General features: G+C 63.6%; 27 protein-coding genes and 1 pseudogene. 10 read left to right on the top strand and 18 right to left on the bottom strand.

All coding sequences use genetic code 11. The features are described 5' to 3' along the window. Nucleotides 1-88: 88 nt before the first annotated feature. A complete protein-coding gene (locus tag FH061_RS01940) occupies nucleotides 89-2398 on the top strand; it encodes a putative bifunctional diguanylate cyclase/phosphodiesterase (protein WP_225984441.1) in 2310 nt (769 codons plus the stop codon). A gap of 49 nt (nucleotides 2399-2447) precedes the next feature. Here the strand turns inward: FH061_RS01940 and FH061_RS01945 are convergent, their stop codons facing one another. The 11 genes and pseudogenes from FH061_RS01945 to FH061_RS31720 all read right to left on the bottom strand — a co-directional run. Continuing rightward, nucleotides 2448-3617 carry a zinc-dependent alcohol dehydrogenase gene (locus FH061_RS01945; protein WP_151632417.1) on the bottom strand — a complete coding sequence of 390 codons (1170 nt, stop codon included), beginning with the start codon at nucleotides 3615-3617 and terminating at the stop codon, nucleotides 2448-2450. Further along, complete coding sequence (locus tag FH061_RS01950; protein WP_225984442.1) at nucleotides 3614-4666, bottom strand: SRPBCC family protein; 1053 nt, start codon at nucleotides 4664-4666, stop codon at nucleotides 3614-3616. The genes FH061_RS01945 and FH061_RS01950 overlap by 4 nt, the downstream gene beginning before the upstream one ends. A gap of 447 nt (nucleotides 4667-5113) precedes the next feature. Continuing rightward, nucleotides 5114-5686: a hypothetical protein gene (locus FH061_RS01955; protein WP_151632419.1), complete on the bottom strand. Its 573-nt coding sequence runs from the start codon at nucleotides 5684-5686 to the stop codon at nucleotides 5114-5116. 186 nt (nucleotides 5687-5872) lie between these two features. Beyond that, nucleotides 5873-6175, bottom strand: coding sequence for an antibiotic biosynthesis monooxygenase family protein (locus FH061_RS01960; RefSeq protein WP_151632421.1), 303 nt, complete (start codon nucleotides 6173-6175; stop codon nucleotides 5873-5875). 38 nt (nucleotides 6176-6213) lie between these two features. Beyond that, nucleotides 6214-7443: a DNA topoisomerase IB gene (locus FH061_RS01965; RefSeq protein ID WP_151632423.1), complete on the bottom strand. Its 1230-nt coding sequence runs from the start codon at nucleotides 7441-7443 to the stop codon at nucleotides 6214-6216. A 114-nt stretch (nucleotides 7444-7557) separates the two neighbouring features. Next, complete coding sequence (locus FH061_RS01970; RefSeq protein ID WP_151632425.1) at nucleotides 7558-8157, bottom strand: DUF924 family protein; 600 nt, start codon at nucleotides 8155-8157, stop codon at nucleotides 7558-7560. Between the two features lie 45 nt (nucleotides 8158-8202). Next, entirely contained in the window at nucleotides 8203-9297 is a 1095-nt protein-coding gene (locus FH061_RS01975; protein WP_192804862.1) for a sensor histidine kinase, read from the bottom strand. 278 nt (nucleotides 9298-9575) lie between these two features. After that, on the bottom strand, nucleotides 9576-10649 hold the full coding sequence (locus tag FH061_RS01980) for a 3-deoxy-7-phosphoheptulonate synthase (protein WP_151632429.1): 1074 nt from the start codon (nucleotides 10647-10649) through the stop codon (nucleotides 9576-9578). Nucleotides 10650-10771: 122 nt separating this feature from the next. Further along, entirely contained in the window at nucleotides 10772-12052 is a 1281-nt protein-coding gene (locus FH061_RS01985; RefSeq protein WP_151632431.1) for a c-type cytochrome, read from the bottom strand. Nucleotides 12053-12064: 12 nt separating this feature from the next. Next, the gene (locus tag FH061_RS01990) at nucleotides 12065-12796 is read right to left on the bottom strand and encodes a c-type cytochrome (RefSeq protein WP_151632433.1); all 732 of its coding nucleotides are present in this window, start codon (nucleotides 12794-12796) and stop codon (nucleotides 12065-12067) included. A 175-nt stretch (nucleotides 12797-12971) separates the two neighbouring features. Next, a pseudogene (locus FH061_RS31720) lies at nucleotides 12972-13031 on the bottom strand (hypothetical protein); the annotation flags it as partial. On the opposite strand from FH061_RS31720, the gene FH061_RS01995 reads away from it, so the two are divergent. Next, entirely contained in the window at nucleotides 13007-13627 is a 621-nt protein-coding gene (locus tag FH061_RS01995) for a 3'-5' exonuclease (RefSeq protein ID WP_151632435.1), read from the top strand. The pseudogene FH061_RS31720 and the gene FH061_RS01995 sit on opposite strands and share 25 nt — an antisense overlap. An 82-nt stretch (nucleotides 13628-13709) precedes the next feature. Next, the gene (locus FH061_RS02000) at nucleotides 13710-14141 is read left to right on the top strand and encodes a hypothetical protein (protein WP_151632437.1); all 432 of its coding nucleotides are present in this window, start codon (nucleotides 13710-13712) and stop codon (nucleotides 14139-14141) included. A 15-nt stretch (nucleotides 14142-14156) separates the two neighbouring features. On the opposite strand, the gene FH061_RS02005 is transcribed toward FH061_RS02000, so the two are convergent. Both FH061_RS02005 and FH061_RS02010 read right to left on the bottom strand, forming a co-directional pair. Continuing rightward, the gene (locus tag FH061_RS02005) at nucleotides 14157-15137 is read right to left on the bottom strand and encodes a 2-dehydropantoate 2-reductase (protein WP_151632439.1); all 981 of its coding nucleotides are present in this window, start codon (nucleotides 15135-15137) and stop codon (nucleotides 14157-14159) included. Between the two features lie 37 nt (nucleotides 15138-15174). Then, nucleotides 15175-16089 (bottom strand): LysR family transcriptional regulator, encoded by a 915-nt coding sequence (locus FH061_RS02010; protein WP_151632441.1) that lies wholly within the window; start codon nucleotides 16087-16089, stop codon nucleotides 15175-15177. Between the two features lie 174 nt (nucleotides 16090-16263). Here FH061_RS02010 and FH061_RS02015 point away from each other — a divergent pair, with 174 nt between their 5' ends. Together FH061_RS02015 and FH061_RS02020 are read left to right on the top strand one after the other, a co-directional pair. Continuing rightward, nucleotides 16264-16863: a short chain dehydrogenase gene (locus FH061_RS02015; RefSeq protein ID WP_151632966.1), complete on the top strand. Its 600-nt coding sequence runs from the start codon at nucleotides 16264-16266 to the stop codon at nucleotides 16861-16863. 174 nt (nucleotides 16864-17037) lie between these two features. Continuing rightward, nucleotides 17038-18501: a diguanylate cyclase domain-containing protein gene (locus FH061_RS02020; RefSeq protein WP_192804863.1), complete on the top strand. Its 1464-nt coding sequence runs from the start codon at nucleotides 17038-17040 to the stop codon at nucleotides 18499-18501. Nucleotides 18502-18649: 148 nt separating this feature from the next. Here FH061_RS02020 and FH061_RS02025 read toward each other — a convergent pair whose 3' ends face one another. Continuing rightward, nucleotides 18650-18928: a hypothetical protein gene (locus tag FH061_RS02025; protein ID WP_151632445.1), complete on the bottom strand. Its 279-nt coding sequence runs from the start codon at nucleotides 18926-18928 to the stop codon at nucleotides 18650-18652. A 157-nt stretch (nucleotides 18929-19085) separates the two neighbouring features. Beyond that, on the bottom strand, nucleotides 19086-20099 hold the full coding sequence (locus FH061_RS02030; protein WP_151632447.1) for an AI-2E family transporter: 1014 nt from the start codon (nucleotides 20097-20099) through the stop codon (nucleotides 19086-19088). Nucleotides 20100-20247: 148 nt separating this feature from the next. On the opposite strand from FH061_RS02030, the gene FH061_RS30255 reads away from it, so the two are divergent. Continuing rightward, complete coding sequence (locus FH061_RS30255; protein WP_192804864.1) at nucleotides 20248-20457, top strand: hypothetical protein; 210 nt, start codon at nucleotides 20248-20250, stop codon at nucleotides 20455-20457. Between the two features lie 48 nt (nucleotides 20458-20505). On the opposite strand, the gene FH061_RS02035 is transcribed toward FH061_RS30255, so the two are convergent. Both FH061_RS02035 and FH061_RS02040 read right to left on the bottom strand, forming a co-directional pair. Continuing rightward, entirely contained in the window at nucleotides 20506-21327 is an 822-nt protein-coding gene (locus tag FH061_RS02035) for a hypothetical protein (RefSeq protein ID WP_151632448.1), read from the bottom strand. 251 nt (nucleotides 21328-21578) lie between these two features. Next, nucleotides 21579-22487: a LysR family transcriptional regulator gene (locus FH061_RS02040; protein WP_192804865.1), complete on the bottom strand. Its 909-nt coding sequence runs from the start codon at nucleotides 22485-22487 to the stop codon at nucleotides 21579-21581. 278 nt (nucleotides 22488-22765) lie between these two features. Here FH061_RS02040 and FH061_RS02045 point away from each other — a divergent pair, with 278 nt between their 5' ends. From FH061_RS02045 to FH061_RS02060, 4 genes are read left to right on the top strand one after another with little or no spacing between them, the layout of a single operon-like run. Then, the gene (locus tag FH061_RS02045; protein ID WP_151632450.1) at nucleotides 22766-23854 is read left to right on the top strand and encodes a hypothetical protein; all 1089 of its coding nucleotides are present in this window, start codon (nucleotides 22766-22768) and stop codon (nucleotides 23852-23854) included. Next, nucleotides 23844-24584: an AzlC family ABC transporter permease gene (locus FH061_RS02050; protein ID WP_192804866.1), complete on the top strand. Its 741-nt coding sequence runs from the start codon at nucleotides 23844-23846 to the stop codon at nucleotides 24582-24584. The genes FH061_RS02045 and FH061_RS02050 overlap by 11 nt, the downstream gene beginning before the upstream one ends. Further along, nucleotides 24581-24868 carry an AzlD domain-containing protein gene (locus tag FH061_RS02055; protein WP_151632454.1) on the top strand — a complete coding sequence of 96 codons (288 nt, stop codon included), beginning with the start codon at nucleotides 24581-24583 and terminating at the stop codon, nucleotides 24866-24868. The genes FH061_RS02050 and FH061_RS02055 overlap by 4 nt, the downstream gene beginning before the upstream one ends. Before the next feature lie 12 nt (nucleotides 24869-24880). Further along, on the top strand, nucleotides 24881-25312 hold the full coding sequence (locus tag FH061_RS02060) for a GFA family protein (protein ID WP_151632456.1): 432 nt from the start codon (nucleotides 24881-24883) through the stop codon (nucleotides 25310-25312). Between the two features lie 34 nt (nucleotides 25313-25346). Here the strand turns inward: FH061_RS02060 and FH061_RS02065 are convergent, their stop codons facing one another. After that, nucleotides 25347-26483, bottom strand: a complete 1137-nt coding sequence (locus tag FH061_RS02065; RefSeq protein WP_151632458.1) for a metallophosphoesterase — start codon at nucleotides 26481-26483, stop codon at nucleotides 25347-25349. Between the last annotated feature and the right edge of the window lie 79 nt (nucleotides 26484-26562).

Here is a 26562-nt window from a genome sequence, read left to right on the forward strand (position 1 = left end):
ACCGTTGTGTCAGCGGATGGGTTAGCGGATGAAAGCCTTGTCATTGCTGCTATAGTGGAGCGCTTCTTCAATGCCTCAGCCGATACGCATGAAAGATACCCGCGGCAATCTCCGGCAACGGCTCCGTTCCCCCGGCGGCATCGTGTTGCTGTATCTCCTCTTTGCCGCCGTATGGATTGCCGGCTCCGACCGCACCATCCGCTTCCTGTTTCGCGACCCCGACCAGCTGGCGCGCATCGGCACGATGAAAGGCATGCTCTTCGTCGGCATTACCAGCGGACTGCTGTATCTGTTGCTCAAGGCATGGCATGCGTCGCTCGGGCGGGCGCGACGGGCTTCCGATCTCTATCGCGACAGGCTCGAGCGCGTGCTCAAGGGCACCAACGACGGCTGGTGGGAATGGGAGCTTGCGAGCGGCCAACTCTATTTCTCGCCACGCTGCTGGGATCTGCTTGGCCACAATCCCGATACGGCCTGCGGCGACATCTCCGCCTGGCGCCGGATCCTGCATCCGGATGACCTGATACCTGCCGAACGCCGCATCGAGGAATTGCTGGCTGGACAGGAATCCGGCGCCACCATGGAAGTCCGCCTTCAACACCAGGATGGTCGCTACATTCCCATCCTGTCGCGACTGATGATCCAGCGCGACGACCAAGGCAGGCCGCTGATGGTCTACGGCGCCAACATGGATGTGAGCGAGCAGAAGCGCAACGAGCAGCGTCTTCGGCAATCCGCAGTCATCTTCGAGACCACCCGCGAGGGCATCGTGCTGATGGATGCGGAGCGTCGCATCCTGATGGTGAATCAGGCCTTCACCGAAATCACCGGATACAGTGAAAACGATGTGATCGGCCAGCTGCCGTCGATGCTGCGCTCCAACCGCCACGGCGACGAGTTTTACCAGAAGATATGGTCGACGGTGCAACGCGAAGGCCATTGGCGCGGTGAGGTCTGGCATCGCCGCAAGACCGGCGAAGTCTTTCCGGAACTGCTTGGCGTCAGCGCGGTGACGAACAGCGCCGGCATGGTGACCAATTATGTCGGCGTGGTCGCCGACCTGTCGCAGCTCAAGGCATCGGAAACCCGTCTCGAATTCCTGTCGCAGCATGACACGCTGACCAGCCTGCCCAACCGCGTACTGCTGCTGTCGCACCTGGAACACGGCATGCGGCTGGCGCAGCGCGAAGACGGCATCATGGCCCTGCTGATGCTGGATCTGGACCGTTTCAAAGACATCAACGACAGCTTCAGCCACGATGCCGGCGACGAGCTGCTGCAACAGGTCGCCAAGTGCCTTGCTTCAAGAATGCGCGACATGGATACCGTGGCAAGGCTGGGCGGCGATGAGTTCGGCATCGTGCTGCCGAAGCTGGCGCATGCCGAGGATGCGGCGATCGTGGCCAACGGCATCTTGGGTGCGCTGAACCAGCCGTGGACACTTGCCGACGGCACCGAGGTGCGTGTCGGCATCAGCATCGGCATCAGCATTTTTCCCGATCACGGCACCAGCACGCAGGAACTGCTGCAGCATGCCGATGCCGCGCTGTACCAGGCCAAGCAGGAGGGACGCGGCCGCTTCCGCTATTTCTCGCAAGGCATGACGCAGGCGGCGCGCGAACGCATCCGGCTCGAGGCCCGGCTGCACCGGGCGATCGAACAGAATGAACTGCGCGTCTATTATCAGCCGGTGGTCGATGTGGCCGCCGGCAGCATCCTCGGCGCCGAGGCGCTGGTGCGCTGGCAGCATCCCGAGGAGGGATTGATACCGCCCGCGCGCTTCATTCCGGTCGCCGAAAGCACCGGGCTGATCGATGCCATTGGTGAATGGGTACTGCGGGAAACCTGCCGCCAGGGCCGGCAGTGGATGGATGCGGGACTGCCGCCGCTGACGCTGGCGGTCAACATGTCGCCGCGCCAGTTCCGCCACCGCGACATCAGCGCCACGGTCGCGGAAGTCACGGCGCAGACCGGCTTTCCGGCAACGCGGCTGGAACTGGAGCTGACCGAGAGCGCACTGATGGAGCCGGATGCCGCGGAACTGCTACAGCGCCTGCGTGCCACCGGCGTGCGGCTGGCGATCGACGATTTCGGCACCGGTTATTCGTCGCTGGCCTACCTGCAGCGCTTCCCGCTGGACGTGCTGAAGATCGACAAGGGCTTCATCGATGCGATCCCGCACGGCCCCGACCGCGGCGCCATCGCCACCTCCATCGTCGGCATGGGCCACTCGCTCGGATTCCAGGTGCTGGCCGAGGGCGTGGAAAAGCCGGAGCAGCTGGCATTCCTGCATGCGCTCGGCTGCGACATGTACCAGGGCTATCTGAAAAGCCCGCCGCTGCCGCCCGAGGCATTCGAGCGGCTGCTGTCACCGGAACGGCCGCGATCACAAAAATAAGAAGCGGCGCCCGCAGCGGCGCTTCCTTCACCCGCAGTGCGATGGCAACTCAGGGCTTCATCACGATCTTGATGCACTCGTCCTGCTTGTTGCAGAAGATGTCGTAGCCGTGCGGCGCATCGTCGAGCGCCATGCGGTGGGTGATGATCACGGCCGGATCGATCTCGCCCTTCTGGATGCGTTCCAGCAGCGGACGCATGTAGCGCTGCACATGCGTCTGGCCGGTGCGGATCGTCAGCGAGCGGTTCATGATGGAACCGAACGGGATCTTGTCGAGAAAGCCGCCATAGACGCCTGGAATCGACACCACGCCGCCATTGCGGCAAGCCATCAGGGCCTGGCGCAGGGCCACCGGCCGGTCGGTCTCGAGACTCATCGCCTGCTTGACGCGGTCATAGGCACCCATCATGCCCATGCCGTGCGCCTCCATGCCGACCGCGTCGATGCAGGCATCGGGGCCGCGTCCGCCGGTCATTTCCTTGAGCGCCGAGGCGATGTCGACTTCCTCGTAGTCGAGCGTGATCGCCTTGGAAATCTCGCGCGCCATGCGCAGGCGTTCCGGGAAACGGTCGATTCCGATCACGCGCTCGGCGCCGAGCAGATAGGCGCTCTGGATCGCGAACTGGCCGACCGGGCCGCAGCCCCAGACGGCCACCACCGAACCTGGCTTGATGTCGCAGGCCTCGGCCGCCATGTAACCGGTCGGCAGGATGTCGGACAGGAACAGCACCTGCTCGTCGGTCAGGCCGTCGGGCACCTTGATCGGGCCGACATCGGCGAAGGGCACGCGTACGTATTCGGCCTGGCCGCCGGCATAGCCGCCGGTGAGGTGGGAATAGCCGAAGATGCCGGCCGGCGAATGGCCCCACATCTTTTCCGCCATCGCCGCGTTGGGATTGGAGTTCTCGCACACCGAATACAGCTTCTCGTCGCAGAAAAAGCAGTTGCCGCAGGCGATCGGGAACGGCACCACCACCCGGTCGCCGATTTTCAGGTTCTTCACTTCGCTGCCGAGCTCGACGATCTCGCCCATGAATTCATGGCCGATGATGTCGCCCTTCTCCATGGTGGGCACGAAGCCGTTGTACAAGTGGAGGTCGGAACCGCAGATCGCGGTCGATGTGACTTTCACGATGGCGTCGCGCGGGTTGATGATCTCCGGATCGGGTACGTTATCGACGCGGATGTCGCGTTTTCCATGCCAGACAGCTGCTCTCATCCCGGTGCTCCTTTCCTGAACAGAATGCGGTTCCATGCGCCGCGCTCGCCCGACGGCTGGCCGACGGTGGTCGGAATTTCGCCGGTTTCCATCAGCCACTTGAAGCGGCGCAGGTCTTCATCGATCTGCACCGACGGTTCCTCGCCGAACATGCCGGCGACCAGCGCGCCGGCGATGCCGCCCGGCGGCTTGTAATGCATGACCACGCGGACGATGGTGCCACGTCCGCCCGGCGCGAATTCGAACAGCACGCGGCCGGCATTGTCGACATCGGCGCCCTCCACCGACTGCCAGGCCAGCTCGCGGCCGGGTTCGTCCACGGTGATGTCGGCATCCCACTCCACGCTGCTGCCGGCCGGCCCCGTGGCTTTCCAGTGGATGCGCCTGTCGTCGATGGCATGCACCGATTCCAGATGCCGCATGAAGCGCGGGAAGGCTTCGAAGTTGCGCCAGAAGCGGTAGCACTCGTCCGCCGTCTTGTTGACCGTGATGGATTTCTCCACGTTGACGAACCCGCTCGCATCCGGCCCCTGGCCGAGGCGCTTGCGCTGCTGGTTGTCCATGCCGGAAATCAGGTCGAGCGCGGCGATGCCGGCCACGGCCGCACTCGCCAGCGCAATGCGGCGCCGGTCGTTGCCGCGGTCGCGCGCTGCGGCGGCCAGCAGCATCAGGTCCATCGCATCGCCGGCCAGGCGGCTCCACATCCAGTTGGCCGGTCTGCGCTGGCTGAGGATGCCGATGCCGGCGCTCAGTTCGCGCGCGCCGAGCGCACGCATGAGCTTCGGACTGTCGGCCACGCCGATGGCGCGCGAGACTTTCTCCGGCGCCAGCAGCTGGGCCAGGCCCAGGCCGATGCTGAACCAGCCGAGCGCCTTGGCCATCGTCTCGGCGCGTGCCGCGTTCGGCGCGGCATAGTGCCCGTCATAAGACGATCCGGCCTGGAAAGCGTCGGGATCGCTGTGGAGAAAGTCATTGGCGGATGGCAAATGCCGTCCTGCCTGATAGGGTGCCGCACCCGAGGTCGCCGGGCCTGCTGCCTGATGTTGCATGGTTCTTCCCTCCGTTGCGCAAGTCCGGCTCGGACACCGTCGGCGGCGCGAGAAGGACATGAGGACATGAATGAGAGGAGCCGGCGCGCGGTGGAGATGGTGGAAACGGGAAAAACGGCGCGCGGGCTCCGCAGCATCGATCGGCCGCCGGGTATCGGCGCCCCTTGTTATCGATGAAACAAGTTCTGAATGATCGTTTAGTCAAGCATCGACTTGGGGAGTTCCCGCCGTGCCGGAAAGGGGAGCGGTAGCTGAAGCACGGGAAAGAAAGGCAGCGGCGTTGCCATTGTGCCAGGCAAGGAAGGCCGCCTGGCCCAATGGCTTGAGGAAGGACAGCGAAAACACAGAAGACGCGGAAGACGCGGAAGATGCCAAAGACACCGCGGACATCGATCCGCCCGCTGGCGACCGCGGGTTCAGCCGGCGGCGCTCAGGAGATGAACCGGTTCAGGAATTGCCCTCGCCCTTGCCGCGTTCCTGGGTGGACATCTGCTCGAAGGTTTCCCAATCGAGTTCGGTGACTTCGGGCTTGGGAATGTGGCGGTAGTTTTCGAGGCCTTCGTTGATGTATTCATCCGAAGTCTCGTCGGCCTTGCCTGCTTCCACGGCGGCTTCGCTCGCCGGCTTGACGCCGGACTGGACCGACACCGCCTGCCCGGCCTGGCCGGCTTCCCTGATCGGGAAGCGCCAGTAGATCTTTTCCAGCTGCAGGCCGCAGCTCTTGCGCACGTGGTCGCGCAGCGTCATTTCGATGATGTGCGACAGGCGGAAGCGCTTCATCGGCTCCGATTCGACCACCGCGGTGAAGGCCTTGGCGCCGGCAAGACGGGTCGAGTCGCAGGAAACCTGGACGCCGCTGCGGCGGAAGTAATCGATGATGGTGGCGTTGATGGCGGCGATGTCGCGCGCCGCCTGCCTCGCCTTCGCCCTGGCCGATGCCGCAAACGCAAGGATGCCGATGACGAGTGCGGCCAGCAGCACGATAAGCGTCAGGGTAACGGCGTCAGCTTGGAATGGCATTCTTGTTCGACCTTAGTGGGGATGGCGACGGGAAGCAACAAAATATCTGGACACGATCATATCACCGGAAAACACGGATGGAATTGAATCGATGCAAATCATGGGGCGGGAGTGTTGCCCCCGCCATCGCCCCCGCCGCCGCGTAGGACAAACCCCGACGGCGGCAAGGAAATCGGACGGACAGGATCAGGAGGATTTCGCCAGCAGCGTGAAGTGTTCCACGACCGGCATCGAAGCGAAATAGGGGCCGACGATGCCGCGCCATTCCTGGAAGGCGGGCGACTGGCGAAAGTCCACGGTATGGTTTTCAAGCGTCTCCCAGAAGATCATCAGCACATAGCGTTCCGGCGATTCCATGCCCTTGTTGACTTTGTAACCCTGGAAGCCCTTGGCTTTGGAAATCACCTGGTCGAGGCCGCGCTGGATGGCGGCGTCGAATTCGGCTTGCTTGCCTGGCTGGATGCGGATGTCGGCGAGTTCGAGAATCATGGCGTGTAGGTCCTGTCGTGGAAAAATGCAAAGCGGAATTATTGCATCTTCCCCGCGGTTCGCGCAGGCGCCGTTCCGGGTGTATTGGTTGTGTTGGTTTTGCTGCGGCGTGCCGTCCTGGGCCGGGGCTTGGCCTTGGGTCCGGTTTTGGATGCGGCGCGGGTTTTCGGTCTTGGTTGCGGTGCGCCGGACGCCTCCGCCGAGGCGGACAGCCGCTGCTGCAGCAGCGCCACCACCGCCGCTTCTTCCGGGCCGAGCGCATGGAGATCTTCCCGCAGTTCCTGCTGCGCCCGCTGCCGCAGCGCCTGCAGCATGGTGCCGTCGAGATAGGACTCGATCACTGCCGGATGCACATAGCACTTGCGGCAGATGCTCGGCGTATTGCCGAGCTTTTCGGCGACCGATTCGATGGCGCGCACCACGTTCTTCTTCGCCTGGGCGTCGGAGTCGAATTTTTCATACTCCTGCAGCGCCAGCGCGGCCAGCACGGTGCCGGACCAGGTGCGGAAATCCTTGGCGGTGTAATCCTCGCCGGTAATGGCGCGCAGATAGTCGTTGACATCGGCCGAACCGATGCTGCGCTGCTGGCCGTCATCATCGATGTACTGGAACAGCTCCTGTCCGGGCAGATCGCGGGTGCGGCGAATGATGCGCGACAGGCGCGCATCGCCGACCTTGATCGCATGCTGCACGCCGCTCTTGCCGCGAAAGCGGAATTCGACTTCGCTGCCGTCGATGCGCACATGGCGGTCGCGCAGCGTGGTCAGCCCGAACGACTTGTTTTGCCTGGCATATTGCTCATTGCCTATCCTCATCATGGTCGCTTCCAGCAGATAGACGATGGTGGCAAGCATCTTTTCGCGCGGCAGGCCGGGCAGTTTCAGATCCTTGTCGACCTGCGCCCGGATCGCCGGCAGCGCCTGACCGAAGCTGATCATGCGGCCGTACTTGGCTTCGTCGCGCACATTGCGCCAGCGGGGGTGATAACGGTATTGCTTGCGCTTCCTGGCATCGCGCCCGGTTGCCTGCAGATGGCCGTTTTCCCAGGGGCAGATCCAGACATCGGTCCAGGCCGGCGGAATGACGAGCGAACGGATGCGGGCGAGCGTGGCTTCGTCCCGTATCAGCTTGCCTTCGGTATCCAGGTAACGGAAACCGTCGCGGTAAGCCTGGCGCGTGAAGCCGGGAACATTGTCGCTGACATAGCGCAGGCCGATCTGGCGTGCGACCTGGGGCGGATCCTGAAGGGGCGGGGTGGCGGTAGTCATGGCGCCCTGTTTGACAGTCGACCCGGCACCCGGGTTGCCGGCGCGCAGCCGCCGCAACCGCCCTATCGGATGCGGTTGTGAGCGACGTCAATTGGTGCAGAGCCGCATGACGGCCTAGAACGACGAGCCCTTCTGCTGCAGAAACTCCCGCTCTTCCGGCGTCGAGGGCCGACCCAGGATCTGGTTGCGGTGAGGGAAGCGGCCGAAGCGGCGAATCACTTCACGATGGCGCACCGCGAAGTCGTAAAAACCTTGAAAGGTCTGTTGATGGGCGGGAGGCACGCCGTCGAGCAGTTCGGCGAACAGCGCCACCGCCTGTTCCTGATCCGCAATGGATTCGGAGTGCTCCAGCGGCAAGTAGAAAAATACCCGCTCGATCGGCCTCAGGACAGCCTGCGCGCCCTCGCGCAAACCCTCCTTGCACCATGCCCGCGCCAAGGCATCATAGGCAAACGATTGCGGCGTGCCGCGATGGATGTTGCGCGGAAACTGATCGGTGAGGAGGATCAGCGCCAGGCGACCGGCCGCGGTGTCGGCCCAGCCGTCGAGTTCGCGCGCCGCGGCCCGGTCCAGCAAGCTTCCGAAGCGCTCGCGCATGGCGGCGTCGAGCGCTTCGTTCTTCGACCACCAGAGCTTGGCCTGACGGTCCGCCGCCAGCTTGTCATCGGCATCGACGCCAAACCAGAATTCGATGATGGAGGCCGGATTTTCCATTTCACTCCTTTTTGCTTGTCTGCGGCAGCTGCCGGCAGCCCCTGTTCAGGCGTCCAGCGATGCCGACGCCGACGCAGAAGCCGACGCAGAAGCCGATGCCGGCTCCGGGCGGACGGCCGGGGTCTTGACCGGAAAGGACATGACCAGCACGGTGCCCTGCCCCGGGTGGCTTTGGATCTCGAGTTCGCCGCCGAGAATCGCGACGCGCTCCTGCATGCCGATGAGGCCGAAATGATGCGCCTTGCGGCGGTCGCCGGGATACATGCCGACGCCGTTGTCGCGGATCGTCATTTCCAGCCGGCTGCGGTCGATATGCAGTTCCACCTGTACCTGCGATGCGCGCGCATGCCGGCCGATGTTGCTGAGCGATTCCTGCAGGATGCGGAACACCGCGGTGGCCTGCGCATCGGGCAGTCCCTCGCCGCAGCCTTCCATCACCAGCTCGCAGCGGATCGCATTGCGCGACTCGAACTGGCGCACCTGCCACTCGATCGCTTCCTGCAGCCCCAGGTCCAGTACCGATGGCCGCAGATTGTTCATGATGCTGCGGATGGATTTCATGGTGGTATCGAGCTGGTCCAGCGCCATGGTGACCCGCTCCTTGAACTTTTGGTGACGCGCGCCGATGCGCTGGTGCAGGCTGACCACATCCAGGCGGAGCGCCAGCAGGTTCTGGCCGAGATCGTCATGGATTTCGCGGGCAATGCGCTTGCGCTCATCCTCGCGGATACGTTCCTGGTAGGCCGCCAGTTCGCGCAGCACCGACTGCGAATGCTGCAGCGCCTCTTCCACCTTCTTGCGCTCCACGATTTCAAGTTCAAGCTGCCTGACCGCCGTCTGCAGCTCCGGATGCGTCGGCTGCTTGGCCGCCTTGGCGATCACGATGGCAAGCATGACGGCGGTCAGCAGCGCCAGCGCCGCGACCAGCAGGTCCAGCACGGCATTGATCCGGGCGTCGGGATGCGACATGGTCCAGAGGGAGACGAACTGCGCGCTGCCGGAAATGAAGAAAAACAGCGCGAGCATCAGGTAAATGCCCTTGAAGCGCATCGGCTTGCGCTTGATGAGATAGATGAACGTACAGGAAATGATATAGAAGGCCAAACCCGTGCCCACCCCGGACAGCACATGGGCATTCATCCAGTACGCATTTGCCTGTCCGCACGCGGCCTGCAAGCACTCATTGCTAATGGGAAATAATTCGGCAACTGCAGTCTCCATGTCCCCTCCCTCGTTCTTGCCATGCTGTCGTCAGTGGCGGTACAAGTGTTTTTAGCAACTACATAATGCCTTAGAAATACTTAAAAAAAACATCCCTCCAGCCTTGCCTGCAAAAAATTTTCACGCTTTATTTCCAAGCGTAAATATTCCCGCGTTTCAGCCCGGGCCTCAGCGTTCCGGGCTGCCGTGCCGGTGCTTCAGCCAAGGCGCGCGGGAAGCACATCCCTGAGCATGGCATCGGCATCGCGAATCATCTTTGCGGTGGTGTCCCAGCCGACGCAGCCATCGGTTACCGAGCAGCCATACTGCAATTGCGACAGGTTGGCGGGAATGGCTTGCTTGCCGCCGACGATGTTGGACTCGATCATGACGCCGACCAGGGACTTGCTGCCCAGCCGCACCTGATGGACGACATCGGCCATGACCAGCGGCTGCAGGTCGGGATTCTTGAAACTGTTCGCATGCGAGCAGTCGATCACGATGTTGGCCGGCAGCTTGGCCTTGGCCAGCGCCTGTTCGGCCATCGCCACCGATACCGTGTCGTAGTTCGGGCGACCGTCGCCGCCGCGCAGCACCACATGGCCGTAACGGTTGCCGCTGGTGCGCACGATCGATACCTTGCCCTGGCCGTTGATTCCCAGGAAGGAATGCGGATGCGATGCCGACAGGATGGCATTGATGGCGATGCCGATGTCGCCGTCGGTGCCGTTCTTGAAACCGACCGGGGTCGACAGGCCGGAGGACATTTCGCGGTGCGTCTGCGATTCGGTGGTGCGCGCGCCGATCGCGGTCCAGGTGATCAGGTCGCCGAGGAATTGCGGCGAGATCGGGTCGAGCGCCTCGGTCGCGGTAGGCAGGCCCAGTTCGCAGACGTCGAGCAGGAACTTGCGGGCATTGGCCATGCCGCGCTCGATGTGAAAGGAATCATCCATGTCGGGGTCGTTGATGTAACCCTTCCAGCCGGTGGTGGTGCGCGGCTTTTCGAAATACACCCGCATCACCAGCAGCAGCGTGTCCTGCACTTCTTCCTGCAATTGCTTGAGGCGGCGCGCATAGTCGAGTCCGGCGACCGGATCATGGATGGAGCAGGGACCGACCACGGCGAACATGCGAGGATCCTTGCGATCGAGAATGTTGCGCAGCGCTTCGCGCCCCTTGAGTACCGCCGCCCCGGCACGCTCGGTCAGCGGCAGGCTGGCGTGCAGATCCTCCGGCGTGGGCATGGAATCGAACTGGGCGATATTGACGTTTTCTACATGGAAGCTGGTCATGGCGGGCGGTCGGCTGTGCGTTGGCGGAAAAAGGCGATAGTGTAACGTGCGCCGCTTCCGGCTTCGCATTCAAAAAAGCGAACGGCCGGCGAGGTCTTCGCCGGCCGTTCCGATGCGCGGCCCTAATCGAGCGTGACCGCCCGGTAGTTGTTCACCTGCCCGCTCGAGACCAGCGCTCCCTGGTTGCCCCAGCTGTTGCGGATGTAGGACACCACCGCGGCGATTTCCTCGTCGCTCAGGAGCGCGCTGAACGGCGGCATGCCGTAGGGCTGCGGATTGCCCTGGGTGCTGGGCGGATAGCCGCCATGCAGCACGGCGCGGATCGGGTTGACCGGCGAAGCCAGGGTCAGCGCCCGGTTGCCGGCGAGCGCCGGATAGGCGGGCGGCTCGCCTTCGCCCGATGCCTTGTGGCATGAGACGCAATGCTTCTCATAGAGGGCGGCGCCGATACCCAGGAATTTTTCGGTTTCCGGCGTGGAACGCGGCGGCGCACTGGCTTCGGCCTGCCCGTTTTGGGGCAGCGATTTCAGGTAGACCGCCATTGCCCGCACGTCCTTTTCCTCCAGATACTGCAGGCTGCCCTGCACCACCTCGGCCATCGGCCCGGACGCCGCGCCGCGCGCCGAGACGCCGGTCTTGAGCAGGTCGACGATATGCTGCACCTCCCAGTTGCCCAGGCCGGCCCCGCTGTCGCCGGAAAGCGATGCCGCATACCAGTTGAGCATCGGGATCATGGCGCCGCTCAGGTTCTCGCCACCGGTGGTGGCGCCGAGGAAATTGCGCGGCGCATGGCAGGCGCTGCAGTGGCCGAGCCCCTGCACCAGGTAGGCGCCGCGGTTCCATTCGGCGCTCTGCTTCGGCTCGTCTGCATGCACGCCCGGCCGGAAATACAGCGCGCGCCATCCGACCAGCAGCACACGATGGTTGAACGGGAAACGCAGCTCCGGCTCGCGGTTTTCCTGGCGCACCGGCGCGACCGTGCGGAAATAGGCATACATCGCATCCGAATCGGCGCGGCTCACGCGGGTGTAGTTCGGATAGGGAAAGGCGGGATAGAGCAGCTTGCCATCCTTGGACTTGCCGTTATGCAGCGCGCGCCAGAAGTCGTCGGCAGTCCAGCTGCCGATCCCGGTGTCGCGGTCCGACGTGATGTTGGGCGAAGGAATGGCGCCGAACGGCGTCTGGATCGCCCGTCCGCCGGCGTATTCCGCGCCGCCGCGCGCGGTGTGGCAGCCCATGCAGTTGCCGGCCCGGGCCAGGTAGGCGCCGCGCGCAACGAGATCGGCCGTGCTGGCGGGCGTGTTGGCGGTGGCGTCTGCGGTGTCTTCGCGCAGCCCCAGCCAGGCGGTCACGCCGAGCGCGGCCACCAGGAGCAGCAGCGCGCCGAGGAAGAATCGTTTCATGGTCATCCTTCCTTATTTCGTTTCGGGAACGCTGCCGCAGGCGACCGGCAGCCTTGCCGGCAGTGCCGACACCGGCCTGGCGTCGGCCGGCACGCTGCGGCTGGAAAGCCAGGACGACACCGCCGCCACGTCCTCGGGCGTGAGCTGGCGCGTGATCTGCGCCATGCAGTCCGGCTCGGCGGCGCGGCGCGTGCCTTCGCGCCAGGCGCCGAACTGGGAGTTGATGTAATCGCGCGGCAGGCCGAGCAGGCCGGGAATCGCCGGCGTCACGCCGGTCAGGGCCTCGCCGTGGCAGGCGGCGCAGGCCGGAATCTTTCTCGACGGATCGCCGTTCTGCACCAGCTGCCGGCCGCGCTCCAGCGCCGCCGGCGAAGCCTCCACCGTTTGCGGCGGCGGATACGGCAGGTGCTGGGAAGCGAAGAAGCCGGCCATCTCCTTGAGGTAGTCGTCCGACAGGTGCTGCACCATGTAGACCATCAGCGGATACTGCTGCCGGCGGCCGTCGCGGAAATTGCGCAGCTGGTTGTAGAGGTAGCCTTCGGGCTTGCCGGCGATGCGCGGATAGTAGCCGTCGGCCGCGGCCCGGCCTTCCTTGCCGTGGCAGGCCATGCAGGGCGCGACCCGCTTGGCCATGGCATCGGCGCCCTGCTGGGCATGGGCGGCCGGTGCCAGCAGGGAAAGTGCAAGGACTGCCGCCGGCAGGCTTGCACGGCGCAGACAATTAACAGGGGAATGAGGGAACATCGCAATGCGCGGGATGCGTCAAGTAAGGAATGCCGGAATTTTAAGGGATTGGCAAGAATGCACGCGGCGTCTGCGCAAGCTGCCTGCAGGTCGTCCGCATGCGGGGCCATTTCTGGCAATTCCGCCATCGCTTATGCATCCGGCCTCGCGTAAAATCGCCGGCTTGTTTCTTCCCTCATTCTTCACTTTCCCTCTGCGCCGGCCATGTCCATGTACCAGGAACCCATCGTGATGCTCGACTTCGAAACCACCGGCCTGACGCCGGCGGCGGGCGCCCGCATTACCGAAGTGGCCGCGCTCAGGATCGAGGGCGACCGCATCGTCGACCGCTTCGTGTCCCTGGTGAATTGCCATGTGCGCATTCCGCCGTTCATCACCAGCCTGACCGGCATCACGCAGCAGATGGTCGACCGCGCGCCCTGCGTCTCGACAGTGGTGCCGGAACTGCTGCGCTTCATCGGCGAGCAGCCGCTGTCGGCGCACAACGCCAGCTTCGACGAAAAATTCCTGATTGCCGAAAGCCGCGATCTCGGCCTCATGCCGCGCCATCGCCATCTGCTGTGTTCGCTGAAACTGTCGCGCCGCGTGTTTCCCGGCTTGCCGAGCTACAAGCTGGGCATGCTGTCGTCCTCGCTGGGCATCCGTTTCAACGGCAGCGCCCACCGCGCCGAAGCCGATGCCGAAGTCAGCGCCCAGCTGCTGCTGCAGATCGGCACGCACCTGAAGACCCATTACCGCGTGCCCCGGGTCGATGCGGCACTGCTGTCGCGCGTGGCCGGACTGAGCGCGGCGAAAGTGCCGGCCTTTCTAAAGTCTCAGGCCACGCACTGATCTGAACGCCTGCTCCGGGACGGTGTCGATTCAACATGGAATCGATGCGATCGATGACGTCGGTTGAAGACGGAGTGAGGCGATGAATACCGCAAAACCATGCCTGCTGGCATTGCTGATGACGGTCATGGCCGGAACGGCGATGGCCGATGATGCTGCCAGGCCGACCGCTACCTGGGCCGCCCGGCTGGATCCGCAGCAGCAACATCAACAGCAGCAACATCAACAGCGCGATGGCGCCGAACAGGAAGCCCCGAGGAATGTGATGCCGCGCCGCGCGGTGCCGGCCACTGTCGCAAGAATGCCGGCGCCCCCGGCGCCTGCCGCCAATCCTGCCGCACCGGTGATTCCCGCGCAGCGCCCGGTCGGTCCGCCGGCGCCCGCGCCGGTGACCGGCTGCGATGCCGGCGGCTGCTGGAGCGGCGGCGTCCGCTACCAGGGCAGCGGCGGCACTTACACCGACCGCGCCGGCAAGGTTTGCCAGAACAACGGCGGCTTCATGCAGTGCTTCTGAAGCTGGCGTTCAGGCTCAGAGCGGATACAGTCCGTGCGTGCGCCCGAACAGGCGCACCAGTCCCAGCAATCCGCCGATGGCCGGCGTCGGCACGCCGACCAGCCTGCCGATTTCATGCACGGCGCCAACCAGCGCATCGATTTCCAGCGCCTTGCCGGATTCGGCATCCTGCAGCATCGAGGTCTTGAACGCGCCCAGCTTGCGCGTGACTTCGATACGGTCGGCGCCGCTCTGGGTGATCGGGCAGCCGATGCGTGCCCCGATGGCGGCGGCTTCCTGCATCGCGGCCAGGCAGAATTCCCGCACCAGCGGATCATCGAGCACCTTGTCGGCGGTGGCGCCGGTGATGGCCGAGACCGGGTTCATCGTCATGTTGCCCCACAGCTTGTACCAGATGTCGGTGCGGATATCGGCGCTGGCTTCGGCCTCGAAGCCAGCCTGCGCCAGCAGCGCCGCCAGCCGCTCGACGCGGGCCGACACGCCGCCCGCCGGCTCGCCGATGATGAGCCGGTTGCCGAAGCCGAGCCGCACCAGGCCCGGCTCCGGGCAGGCGCTCGACAGATGCACCACGCAGCCGATCACCTGCCGCGCCGGCATGGCCTTAAGCAGCGTGCCGTCCGGATCGAGCGAGGCCAGCCGCGTGCCGGCATGGGGCACATCGCCGGCGGCGAAGAACCACCAAGGCACGCCGTTCATCGCGGTGAGAATCAGGGTGTCCGGACCGATCAGCGGCTTGATGCGTGATGCCACGTCGGCCAGGCCGGTTGCCTTGACGGCGATCACCACCAGATCCTGCACGCCGGCGGCGGCCGGGTCCTGCTCCGCCCGCAGCGCCACTTGCTCCAGGCCCTTCGCCGTCTGTACCCGCACGCCATGCCGGCGCAGCGCTTCCAGCGTGTCCCCGCGCGCGATGGCGGTGACTTCGCATCCCGCCGCCGCCAGGCGCGCACCGATCAATCCGCCAATGGCGCCGAAACCAACAACCGCAACTTTCATAAGCCCTCCGCATGAATCCGACGAGTGTAGAGCAGATTCAGCCTGCGGGCTGCGGACCGAAACGTTCCAGCATGAAGTCGATGAAACTGGTGAGCTTGGGCGTCGGCCGGCGGTCGCGCGGATACAGCAAATGCATCTGGCGCGGTTCAGGCAGATAAGCCTGCAGCACCGGCTGCAGGCGGCCGGCGGCGATATCGTCACCGAGCAGCATTTCCGCCTGCATCACGATGCCGTAGCCGCGCAGGGCCGCCATGCGCAGCGCCTGCCCGTTGTTGGAGCGGAAACGGCTGGCCGGCACATCGGTTTGCCCGCTCCCGCCATCATCATTGCCATCGCCGCGCGCCAGTTTCCAGCGCAGGTGCCGGCTCCAGTGCAGGTAATCCAGGCACTGGTGCCGCGCCAGGTCGGCGGGTGTTTGCGGCACGCCGGCGCGGGCCAGGTAGTCGGGCGAGGCGCAGATCTGCATCCGGTAGGACATCAGCCGCCGCGCCACTAGGCCCGAGTCATCCAGGTTGCCGATGCGGATGGAGACATCAATGCCCTCTTCCACCATGTCCACCACGCGGTCGTTGAGCACGAGTTCGACGCTGACCTGCGCATGCAGGGCCAGGTAATCGGCGACGGCGGGCGCCAGCAGCTGCGTGCCGAAAGTCACCGGCGCGCTGACCTTGAGCAGGCCGCGCGGCGCGGCATGCATCGCTTCCGCCCCGCTTTCGGCGGCGGCGATGTCGGCCAGGATCTGCCGGCATCGCTCGCCGTACTGGCGCCCGATCTCGGTCAGGCTCTGACGGCGGGTGGTGCGTGTCAGCAGCCGGGCGCCAAGCCGTTCCTCAAGCTGGCGGATGTGCTTGCCGACCATGACGGGTGACTGGCCGAAACGCTCCGCCGCCGCGGTAAAGCTGCCGGAATCGATGACCGCGACAAACACTTCCATGCTGCGCAGCTTGTCCATGGATTGCAAACCGTTGGTTAGTAATGTTGTTCATGCTAACCCATTTATTCCTTTGATGACGAAATTGATAATGCCTGCACTGACCGCCGCATGGCGAACGTTGACATCATCGGGATTACCCGGATGGCGGTCGGCGGCAGTGCCTTTCAATCCACCAACCATCAGGAGAAGAACATGAAGATCATCGTCATCGGTGCCACCGGCACCATCGGCCGCGCGGTATCGGAACAACTCGCCGCCAGCCATGAAGTCATCCGGGTCGGCCACAGCGGCGGCCAGTACCAGGTGGATATCGCCGATCCCGCCAGCGTCGAAGCCCTGTTCGGCAAGATCGGGCCGGTCGATGCGGTGGTGGTCACCGCGGGCAACCTGCATTTCGCCCCGCTGGCCGAGTTCGATGCGGAAAAGATGAATGTCGGTCTCCAGCACAAGCTGATGGGCCAGGTGAACGTGGCACTGGCGGCGCAGCGCCATCTCAATGACGGCGGATCGATCACGCTGACCAGCGGCATCGTCAGCGCCGAACCGATCCGCTACGGCGTCAATGCCACGGTGGTCAATTCGGCGGTGGACGGCTTTGTACAGGCGGCGGCGATCGAATTGCCGCGCGGCCTGCGCATCAATTCGGTCAGTCCCTCGGTGCTGGTGGAATCGATGGACAACTACGGTCCCTATTTCCAGGGCTTTGAACCCGTGCCGGCCAGCCGCGTGACGCAGGCCTATGTCCGCAGCGTGGCCGGACTGCAGACCGGCAAGGTCTACCAGGTGTGGTGAGAACGGCAACACATTCACGCTTTGCGTCTTTTAATGGCCCCCGTTGGTGAAAATCATGCCCGATTGCCGATGCTATTTCCATATGGAAAAGGTACGATACCGGGTTTGGTGATTTCCAGAACAAAAAGCTTCCCGCCGCGCCTGATGGAGCGGCTGCCGGCGCGGCGGGAAAGCATGGAGACTTCAGGAGGCGTTATTCTTTCCGCACCCATCATCGATGCGCTGCCATCATGCGATGCATCGGAGCTTGAGCACCGGCTCCTGGAGTATCAGGCGATCCTCGATAACGCCTCGCTCGGCATCACCTTCACGCGGCGCCGCACCTTCCTTCATTGCAACCAGCGCTTTTCCGAGATGTTCGGCTGGGAGAGCAATGAACTGGTCGGCCAGCCGGCCAACCTGACCTATCCTTCGCCGGCGGCCTATGACCGCTGGCTGCGCATGGCCGCCCCCGTGCTGCGCGCCGGCCGCCGCCTCGATACCGAGGTGCAGATGGCCAGGCGCGACGGCTCCATCTTCTGGTGTCGCATGCTGGGCCGGCTGATCGATCCGGCCGATGCGAGCAAGGGAGCGATCTTCATCACCGAAGACATCACCGAACGCAAGGAAGCCGCGGAAGCGCAGCGGCGGCTGCTGCTGGAATACCAGGCCATGCTGGACAACGCCTCCCTGGGCGTGACCTTCAGCCGCAAGCGCCGCTTCCTGCACTGCAACCGGCGCTTCTCGGAAATGTTCGGCTGGACCTGCGAGGAACTGATCGACCAGCCCACCCATATTCTCTATCCTTCGCCCGAGGCCTATGAGGAATTGACGCTGCTGGCGCGACCCATCCTGACCAGCGGCCAGCGCCTGGACCTGGAAGTCCGGATGAAGCGGCGCGACGGCATGCTGTTCTGGTGCCGGGTGCTGGCCAAGTCGATCGATCCGTCCGACCCGGGCAAGGGCACGATCTACCTGACGGAAGACATCACCGAACGCCGCAGCGCGCAGGAAGCGATCAAGCGGGCGCACGACGAGCTGGAGCTGCGGGTGCAGGAACGCACCGCCGAACTGGCGCGCGCCAATGCGCTGCTGCAGGCCGAGATCCAGGAACGCCAGATGGCCGAAGAGCGCATCCGCTATCTCGCTCATCATGATGCGCTGACCGGCCTGCCCAACCGCCGGCTGCTGCAGGACCGCATGGAGCAGGCGCTGGAAATGGCGCGCCGTCACAGGCACCTGGTGGCGGTGCAATTCATCGACCTCGACTGTTTCAAGCCGATCAACGACCGTCTCGGCCATCATGTCGGCGACCTGCTGCTGCAGGCGGTGGCGACCCGGCTGCGCAGCCTGCTGCGCGGAGTCGATACCGTGGCGCGGGTCGGCGGCGACGAATTCGTGATCGTGCTGCCGGAGATGCATGAGGAAAGCGCGGCGCAAGAAACCGCGCAAAAGGTGCTGGCCGCGCTCTCGCAGCCCTACGACATCGACGGCCATCAGATGCTGGTCACGCCCAGCATCGGCGTCAGCCTGTATCCGCGCGATGCGCAATCCGCGGAACGGCTGCTGAGCGCGGCGGACTGCGCCATGTACCACGCGAAGAGACAGGGGAAGGGAAACTGGCAGCTTTTCCGGGACGGCATGTGCGTACCCGGCTGAAGCTGTAGTTCAGGCTAGGTGTGAGGCTATGGCTGCGGCTGGCGATGGCATCCGCCCCGGCGCATGCAGACGGCGCTTCTCCGGACAGGCGATGAACGCTGAATGGTGAGCGGCGGCCGACGTAGCCGGCCGCCATTGCGGTCAGCGGTCAGGCGCTGCGGCCTGGACTGCGCTTGGCAACATCCTCCGGCGTCGGGATCGCAATCGGATCGCTCGCAGGGAAAGTCAGTTCAACCGCATCGTCGAGCTGTTCTTCCTTTTTTTCCTCCTTGTCGGCGGAATGGACCTTGCGCTCCTTGACATCGCGCGCTGCCGCATCCTGGGCAGAGACATCCTTCGGCGTCACCGACTTGGAATTGTCGCCTTGTGATGAGGCCGGCTGCTTTTTGCCCTCGTCTTCGGCGGAAGTTCTCTTCGGATTCGACATTGCATTTCTCCAGTTAAATAGAAACCATGGACGCCGCGGTAATTCGGCAATGCGGTATTGCGGCAATGCCGCGATACCGCGATACCGCATTGCTCGTCGCCGCGCCCGTATCCATGCGATACCCGGGAGGGTCGAAAGTTTCCTTTTTGTGGCTGGGTCAAACCAGATCGTGATCGGCCAGTTCCTTCTTGACATAGGCATAGAACACCGGCGCGGCGATGACGCCGGGCAAGCCGAACACCGCCTCCATCGCCAGCATCGCCACCAAGAGTTCCCAGGCGCGGGCATTGATGTGCGCGCCGATGATTCTTGCGTTGAGGAAGTATTCCAGCTTGTGCACGATGACGAGAAAGACCAGCGATGCGATCGCCACGCCGAGCGAATGCGAGAGGCTGACGACGACGATGACGGTATTGGAAATCAGGTTGCCGACTACCGGCAGCAGGCCGGCGATGAAGGTGATGGCGATCATGCTCTTGGTCAGCGGCAGATGGATTCCTGCCAGCGGCAGCACCACCACGAGGTAGATGCCGGTGAAGATGGCATTGATGGCGGCAATGCGCACCTGGGCGAACACGATCTGGCGAAACGCCTCCTGCAGGTTGACCACGCGGGTCTCCAGCGCCGCGGCAAGCGGCTTGTCGCTGTCCGGGGTGGTGGCGTCATACAGCGCCGCCAGCGCGCCGATGACCATGCCGATCAGCAGGTGCGCGATGGTGCGGCCGGCCTCCTGGCCGATGGTCTGCGCCTGCGATGCATGGTCGCGCAGCCAGGCGGTGATCATGGCGCGCACGCCCTCCGCGCTGGCCGGCACATAGTCCTTGAGCCAGGGCGGCATTTGCGCGCGCGACTCCTCGATGATGTCGGCCATTCTCTTCATCAGCGTGCTGATGCTGCCCGCATCGCTCTGGAAAAAGCTCACCGCGCCCCAGATGGCGAGCGACAGCAGCAGCACGATCAGCGATCCGAGGATGATCACGGCAATCATGCGGGCGCGCTGATCGCTGATGTTGCGCGCCAGCGGCGGCGCCAGCACATGCACCAGCGAATACACCAGCAGGCCCGAAAACAGCGCCGCCAGCAAGCCCTTGTGCAGGACGATGAAGAGCGCCGCGGCAGCCAGCAGGTAGGAGGCAATGATGGCCGGGTGGGTTTTGTTTTGAAAAGACATAAGCTTGTCCGGGCTGCATGAGGGATGAGGAGGCGCATCGACCCGGAACATGCCTTCCGGAATCAGGCTGCCTGCCATCTTCACCAGCCGGAAACAGGCAACAGGACGCTATCGATGAGCAAGTTCTCTTCCCATTGCACCGGGATCATTGACGTCGAAGACTCGCATTGTAATCGCACCGATGTGGCAGGACTCCGCCGGCGACGGCGAAGCCACCGCATCGCGCATCATGCGCCCGTATCATCCTGCGCTGCCGGGAGCCGGCCTGGTATGCCTGCTAGAGCGGTTTCGTCCTGACCTGACCGGACCGGGCGCGCAGGTCGGCGCGCCGTCGCGGCACCGGCGGTCGCAACCATAAAAATCCAGAGAGGTGTTTGCCGGAGCGGCGGGCTTCCGGCGCCTGCCGCTACTTGTCCAGCTCCACCGCGACGCAGGCCAGCCTGCCGGGCTGCGCCGCCGCATCCGCATCCTCGCGGCTTTCATGCTGGGTGAGCAGGTAGCGGTCGCGGCTCAGCAGATCGGTGTTGGCGTACACGTTCACATACAGCTGATGCTGCTGCGGCACGTTTTCCAGGTAGCGCAGGCCGTTCTCGGACAGGCGCCCGTCCAGCGTGAACACCGTCACCACGTCATCGTCGCCGATATAGCCATGCACCTTGTAGACCGGATGCCGCGCGCGGGTCGTGATGATCTCCACCGTCTGCTTGGTGGTGATCAGGCGCACCGGCTTGCTGAAGTCCAGCGGCGCCGGCATCTGCGTAGGCGGAATCTGGGTCGGCTGCAGTTGGGCGGATGTCCCCTGCGGCGCTTCGGCGGGACGCGGCATGGTTTCGGCTTCGCGCGGCGCGCGTGCGGTATAGCGCGGCGCATCGAAATTTTTTCCGGGGGCGGGAGTGGATGAGGCAACGCTTGCCGTAGCGGCATTCGCTGTGGAAGCCGCAGGTGCAAACGAAGCAGCCGAAGCAGCACTGGCAGAAGCGGTCGGCGCATCATGGGGCGCAGGTCTTTCCGTCATCCGGGGTTCGCGCCGGATGGTGACTTCTTCTTCCTTTGGCCGGCTGGGCATCGGCGGCTTGTCGAAGGTGCGCCGCGGCACATTGAAGGTCATTTCATAGTTGTACAGCTGTTCGTCGGTCATGTCGGGATAAGGTGCCGGATGGCCGCCATCGATGGTGCGATATGTGACTTCCGGTTCGCGTTTCCCAATGAGGGTGCCAAGTATGCCCACGTCGATCTCCTTACAGGTTCCCAGTTTCCGCAAGCGCCGCCGCGGATCATGCCGCAGTCGCAATCGTAGTCGCAGTAGTTGATGTCAAAGGCTTGCCGGATTTCGACCCGACAGGCCACCTCAGGTTCGTTTCTCCAGGACCTTTTGCCTCAGGATATGTATCGATTTGTTGCAGCGCAAGGAACGCAGCGCATTCACGCAAACTGCGGCAACACATATTTCAGGCAATGACGCACATGGCCGGCAGGCCGTCAGTCGTTTTCCGTAGCGAATTTTTCCACGAGGTAATCAATGAAGACCCGTACCTTCGGTGAGAGAAAAGGATTCGGCAGATAGGCCGCATACAGCGTATCGCCGAACTGCCCCTGAAATTCCACCGCGGGCAGCACCCGCCGCAGCCGGCCTTCGTTCAGGTCGGCGGCCACCGAAAACGAAGGCAGCAGCGTGATGCCCTGATCCTGCAGGGCCAGCAGTCTGAGGGACTGCGTGCTGTTGACCACGACCGGACCGCTTACCCGGATGCCGGTCCTGTCGCCTGCGGTATCGATGAAATGCCAGGTGTCCTGCGTTCGCAGCCGACCGTAGATCAGGCACTGGTGCTGCTGCAGATCGGCGGGGGATTGCGGCACGCCATTCCTGGCCAGATAGGCGGGCGAGGCGCACGGCACATAGCGCACCGACGCCAGCGGTCTTGCCATCAGATTGGGCTTGAGATCGTTTGCAATGCGGATGACAAGATCGATGCCGTTCTCCGCCACATCGACGTACTGATTACTCAGGTCGAGTGAAATTCGCACCTCAGGATAGCGACGCTGGAATTCGGGAATGAGCGGGATGATGTGATCATTTCCGAAGGCCACCGGCGCAGCCACATGCAGCAGTCCGACGGGTTCATTCTTGAAGCCGCTCACCAGACTGTCGATGGCCTTCGACTCCATCATGATGTTGTAGGCGTGATCAAAGATGGCGCGGCCGACTTCGGTCGGACTCACCCCGTGGGTCGTCCTGTTCAGCAGCCGTGCACCGACATTCTTTTCCAGGCGTTTGATTTGCTTGCTGATTGCAGAACCCGGAATGCCGAGAGTCTCGCCAACCGCGGTGAAGGATCGCAGTTCGACGACGCGAACAAAGACCATCAGATCGTCGAGGGAGTTGGTCACGATGTTCGAAATAGGAAGGACTGTAATTCCGTAATGGTGGTTACCAGCGGGGCGGGACGATATTAGCATGGGCTCCGTCGAATGCCGAAGCGGCAGGCGACATCGCCCACGCGAGTGGTCTTTCCAATGTCTTCATGGAGAACATCATGAAACAGCGCAAGAAAAACGCACAGTACCTCGGCACCCTGCTGGGTTGATCGAGCTCTTCCGGGGAAGGCGGTACGCCGTCCTTCCCCGGAAGGCGACAGGATTTCCCACCAACTCTTCCCGTCAAGACCATGAGCGAAATCAAGTTGAACCCAGGCCGCCTGCGGCAATTCGGCGACACGAAGGACCTGCATTTCCGGGTGGTGACCTCGGCCTCCATCGCCTCGCATATCGACATTTGCGGAGAAGATGGCTATGCATCGCGTGAAGTCAACATCATCGGCAGCATGGAGGACTTTCAGGTCCTGCTGGCATCGTCAACGATTCCCGAGCGCTCCCATATCCTGGTGATTGCGCCGGACGTGTTCTTCCAGTCGCCTCGCCCCGAGCTGCTGGGCCCGCATCGCAAGCTCATGGTCATGGCCTGCAACTCCACGCCGACCTCGTTGGAGACCATCGCCTACTTCATCAGGACCATGGAAAACACCGATCCGGAAGATCAGAAGCGCCGGACCGATCGCTTTTTTGAACAAGGCGAGGCCAGCGAATATTTTCTGTTCAGGAATGGCCAGCACGATACCGAAGCCATCTTCCATCACCTCGACGACAGCTATCTCTGGAATGAACAGACTGGCTATATCGACTGGGGCGAGCAGCAGATTGCGCCGGCCGGCGAGATCAGCGTGCTTCCGCTCGACATTCAACAGTTCAATGAGCACCTGCGGCTCGACATCAACGGCAGACTGGCGCTGCAAGGCCAATGCGTACTGCATAACGGCACGCCTTCCTATCTGCGCAGCGATCAGCGTCGCATCTTCGACGCGCTCGATGGCATTCATGACCATGCGCTGATTGCCGACATCAGCAACGGCCAGATCACCAGCCTGCATGAAACGCATCCCGGCGCGATCCCCGCGCGCAGGATGCTGGAGGCGATGTTCGAAGTCGATTCCCGCTACAGCGTCATCTGGGAAATCGGTTTTGCCGTCAACTGCGGACTGGAGATACGGCGCGGCAATCATGCGATGAACGAAGTCTACGGCGGACGCAACGGCGCCATGCACTGGGGCCTGGGACTGACGCCCTATACCCAGTACCACCTCGACATCATCACGCCGGGAACGGTGATCCATAACCATCGCAATGAGATCATCTTCGGTGAAGTGCAGACGAGGATGCGCCGAGAACGCGAACTGGGATGCGGCTGCCATGCTGCCTGAGGCCGGCAGCCGCAACCTCATGACGCAGGCCGCGGCGGTGGCGCTCGGCCTGTTTCCCATCGGCGTTCTGTTCGGTGTCATCGCCCAGCAGAGTCAATGGAGCTGGAGCGATGTGCTGCTGCTGAGCATGTTCGGATTTTCCGCCAGCGGCCAGTTCTTCTACCTGAAGCTGGCCAATGAACAGGCCAGCCTGCTGTCGATGTTCTTCGTGATCCTGATGCTCAACATCCGGTATGTGCCGATGTCGCTGGCCGCCTGGAACGCGGCCGACAACGGCAGCCGGATGCTGCGCCTCGTGCTCTCGCACTTTATCAGCGACGAGTCGTTTGCCATCGAACCGCGGTACGGCCGCCTGGCCTTGCGGGCCACGGTGCGGGCGATCATCTACGCAAGCTGGGTGCTGTCGACGGTCTGCGGCGTGATTGCGGGACAGCTCATTCCCTCCGCATGGATAGATTCGGTCTCGCAGTATCTGCTATTCCCGGCCACGGCCATTCTTGCGATTCTCGCGGTCAAGCGTATCGACAGCGCGCTTGCCGGCAACCATCAGTTCGGGCTGGCCGCCAAGCTGCTGCTGATCGCGGGCTGCATTGCCTTTTCGATTGCGGCAATGTATTTTTTCGGCAAGGAGGCGTTCTGGATTCCTGGCATCGCGGGCGTCTGCCTGATCCTGTACCTGTGCCGCTGGGGCGAAGAAAAACGTGATGAACGGATGGGAGAGGCGCGATGATGGAAGGCATTGCTCTGCTGCTTGTGATCAGCCTGATCGTGCGCGTGTTTCCCTCGCTGGTGGGAACGCGCATCGACATTCCGCCGCGCGCCATCGACATCATTTCGATCGCGGTCTTCATCAACATGTTCGTGTACTGCTTCTTTTCCGAAGCATTGAAGGAAACCGTTCCCGCCGTGCTGGCGTTCCTGGTGATCCTGGCGCTCCTTCGCCGTAACCTGCTGCTGAACATCCTGCTGTCGTCGGCGGCATTCATCCTTTCCGCGCATTTCCTGCACGGCTGAAAGGGCCGCCGCATGGCATTGTTCACCTACCTTGGCGGATGCGACTGCGGCACCGTTTCCATCGAAGCAGGCTTGCGCGGCGACGCCAGCCATTATTGCCTGCGTGCCTGCGATTGCTCCTTCTGCGTCAAGCATGGAGCCGCCTACCTGTCCGATCCGCAAGGCCGGCTGCTGATCCGGGCGAACGCGCAGGACAGCCTGGGGCGCTACCGCCAGGGCAGCGGAAATGCCGAGTGTCTGTTTTGCGGAAAATGCGGGGTGCTGGCCGCCCTCGTATGCCGCATCGATGGCCGGTGGCGCGGCACGCTCAACTCCAGGATGCTCGATGAGATGGCATCATTCGGCGAGCCGGTCAGGGTGTCGCCGAAGTGCCTGTCCCCGGAAGAAAAGATGGAGCGCTGGAAGCAGATGTGGTTCGGCGACGTGGAGATCGATGCCGGCTGATTCCCTGATTCCCCGATTTCCGCCGCCCTCGCGTTCAGGCGCGGGTCAGGCGTACCCGCGTGATTTCCGACGGCGCGCCGAAACGCTTCGGCGGTCCCCAGTAACCCGTGCCCCGGCTGACATACACCCACATGTTGCGCAGCCGTTTCAGGCCGGCGACATACGGCTGCTGCATCGGCACGAAGAAATTCCAGGGAAAGAACTGCCCGCCATGCGTATGTCCCGACAGCTGCAGGTCGAAACCCGCATCGGCGGCCGCCGCCGAAGTGCGCGGCTGATGCGCGAGAAGTACCTTGACCGCGACATCGCCGGGTGCGCCGGCGATGGCGGCATGCGGATCGCTGCGGTGCGAAGGATCGAAGTGATGCGCGGTGTAATCGGTCACGCCGGCCAGCAGCAGGGAGGCGCCGTCATGCGGCAGCACGACATGCTCGTTCATCAGCACCTTCAGGCCCAGCCGGCGCACTTCCGCGATCCAGGCATGCGCATTGGAGTAGTACTCGTGGTTGCCGGTCACGAAGTAGGCGCCATGCCGGCCCTGCAATCGCGCCAGCGGCGCGGTATGCGGCGCGAGATGGTGCACGCTGCCATCCACCAAGTCGCCGGTGACGGCCACCACGTCGGGATGCAGGGCATTGACCCGGTCGACGATGGCATCGAGATAGCCGCGCTTGATGGTAGGGCCGACATGGATATCGCTGATCTGCGCGATGGTGAAGCCGTCCAGCGCCGCCGGCAATCCGGCGATCGGCACATCGACCTGCACCACGCGCGCAACGCGGCGGGCATTGAAGAACCCGATCAGCGTCGCCGTTCCGGCAAGCAGTGGGGCCGCGATCGCCGACCACAGCACCGCGTCGGCGCTGTACAGGCCAAGCATACCAAGCGCGGCCAGCAGGATGTCGCGCAGCAGGGTCGATACGAACAGCGAGGAAAACAGGCCGAGCGCCAGCATGCCGGCCCAGGACAGCCGGTCCGCCGTCTGGCGATTGCTGATCGAGTGCGCAAGCATGCTGGCGGGAATCAGGAACCAGGAAGCCAGCAGCCATGCGCCGCCGAGCACCTTCCAGCCGACGGCGATCGGCAGCACGGGCAGGATGCGCGAGCCGATATAAAAATGCAGCAGGCCGAGCAAGGCCAGCACGAAAAGTGTGGAACCGCGTATGCGCATGGGTAGCTATTCGGGCGATGACAAAGACGGGAATCGGGAATCAGGAAACGCCGGGAGGTGCCGAAAGGGACGATGCCCA

This window comes from Noviherbaspirillum aerium (assembly GCF_008929045.1).
GTDB lineage: Bacteria > Pseudomonadota > Gammaproteobacteria > Burkholderiales > Burkholderiaceae_D > Noviherbaspirillum > Noviherbaspirillum aerium.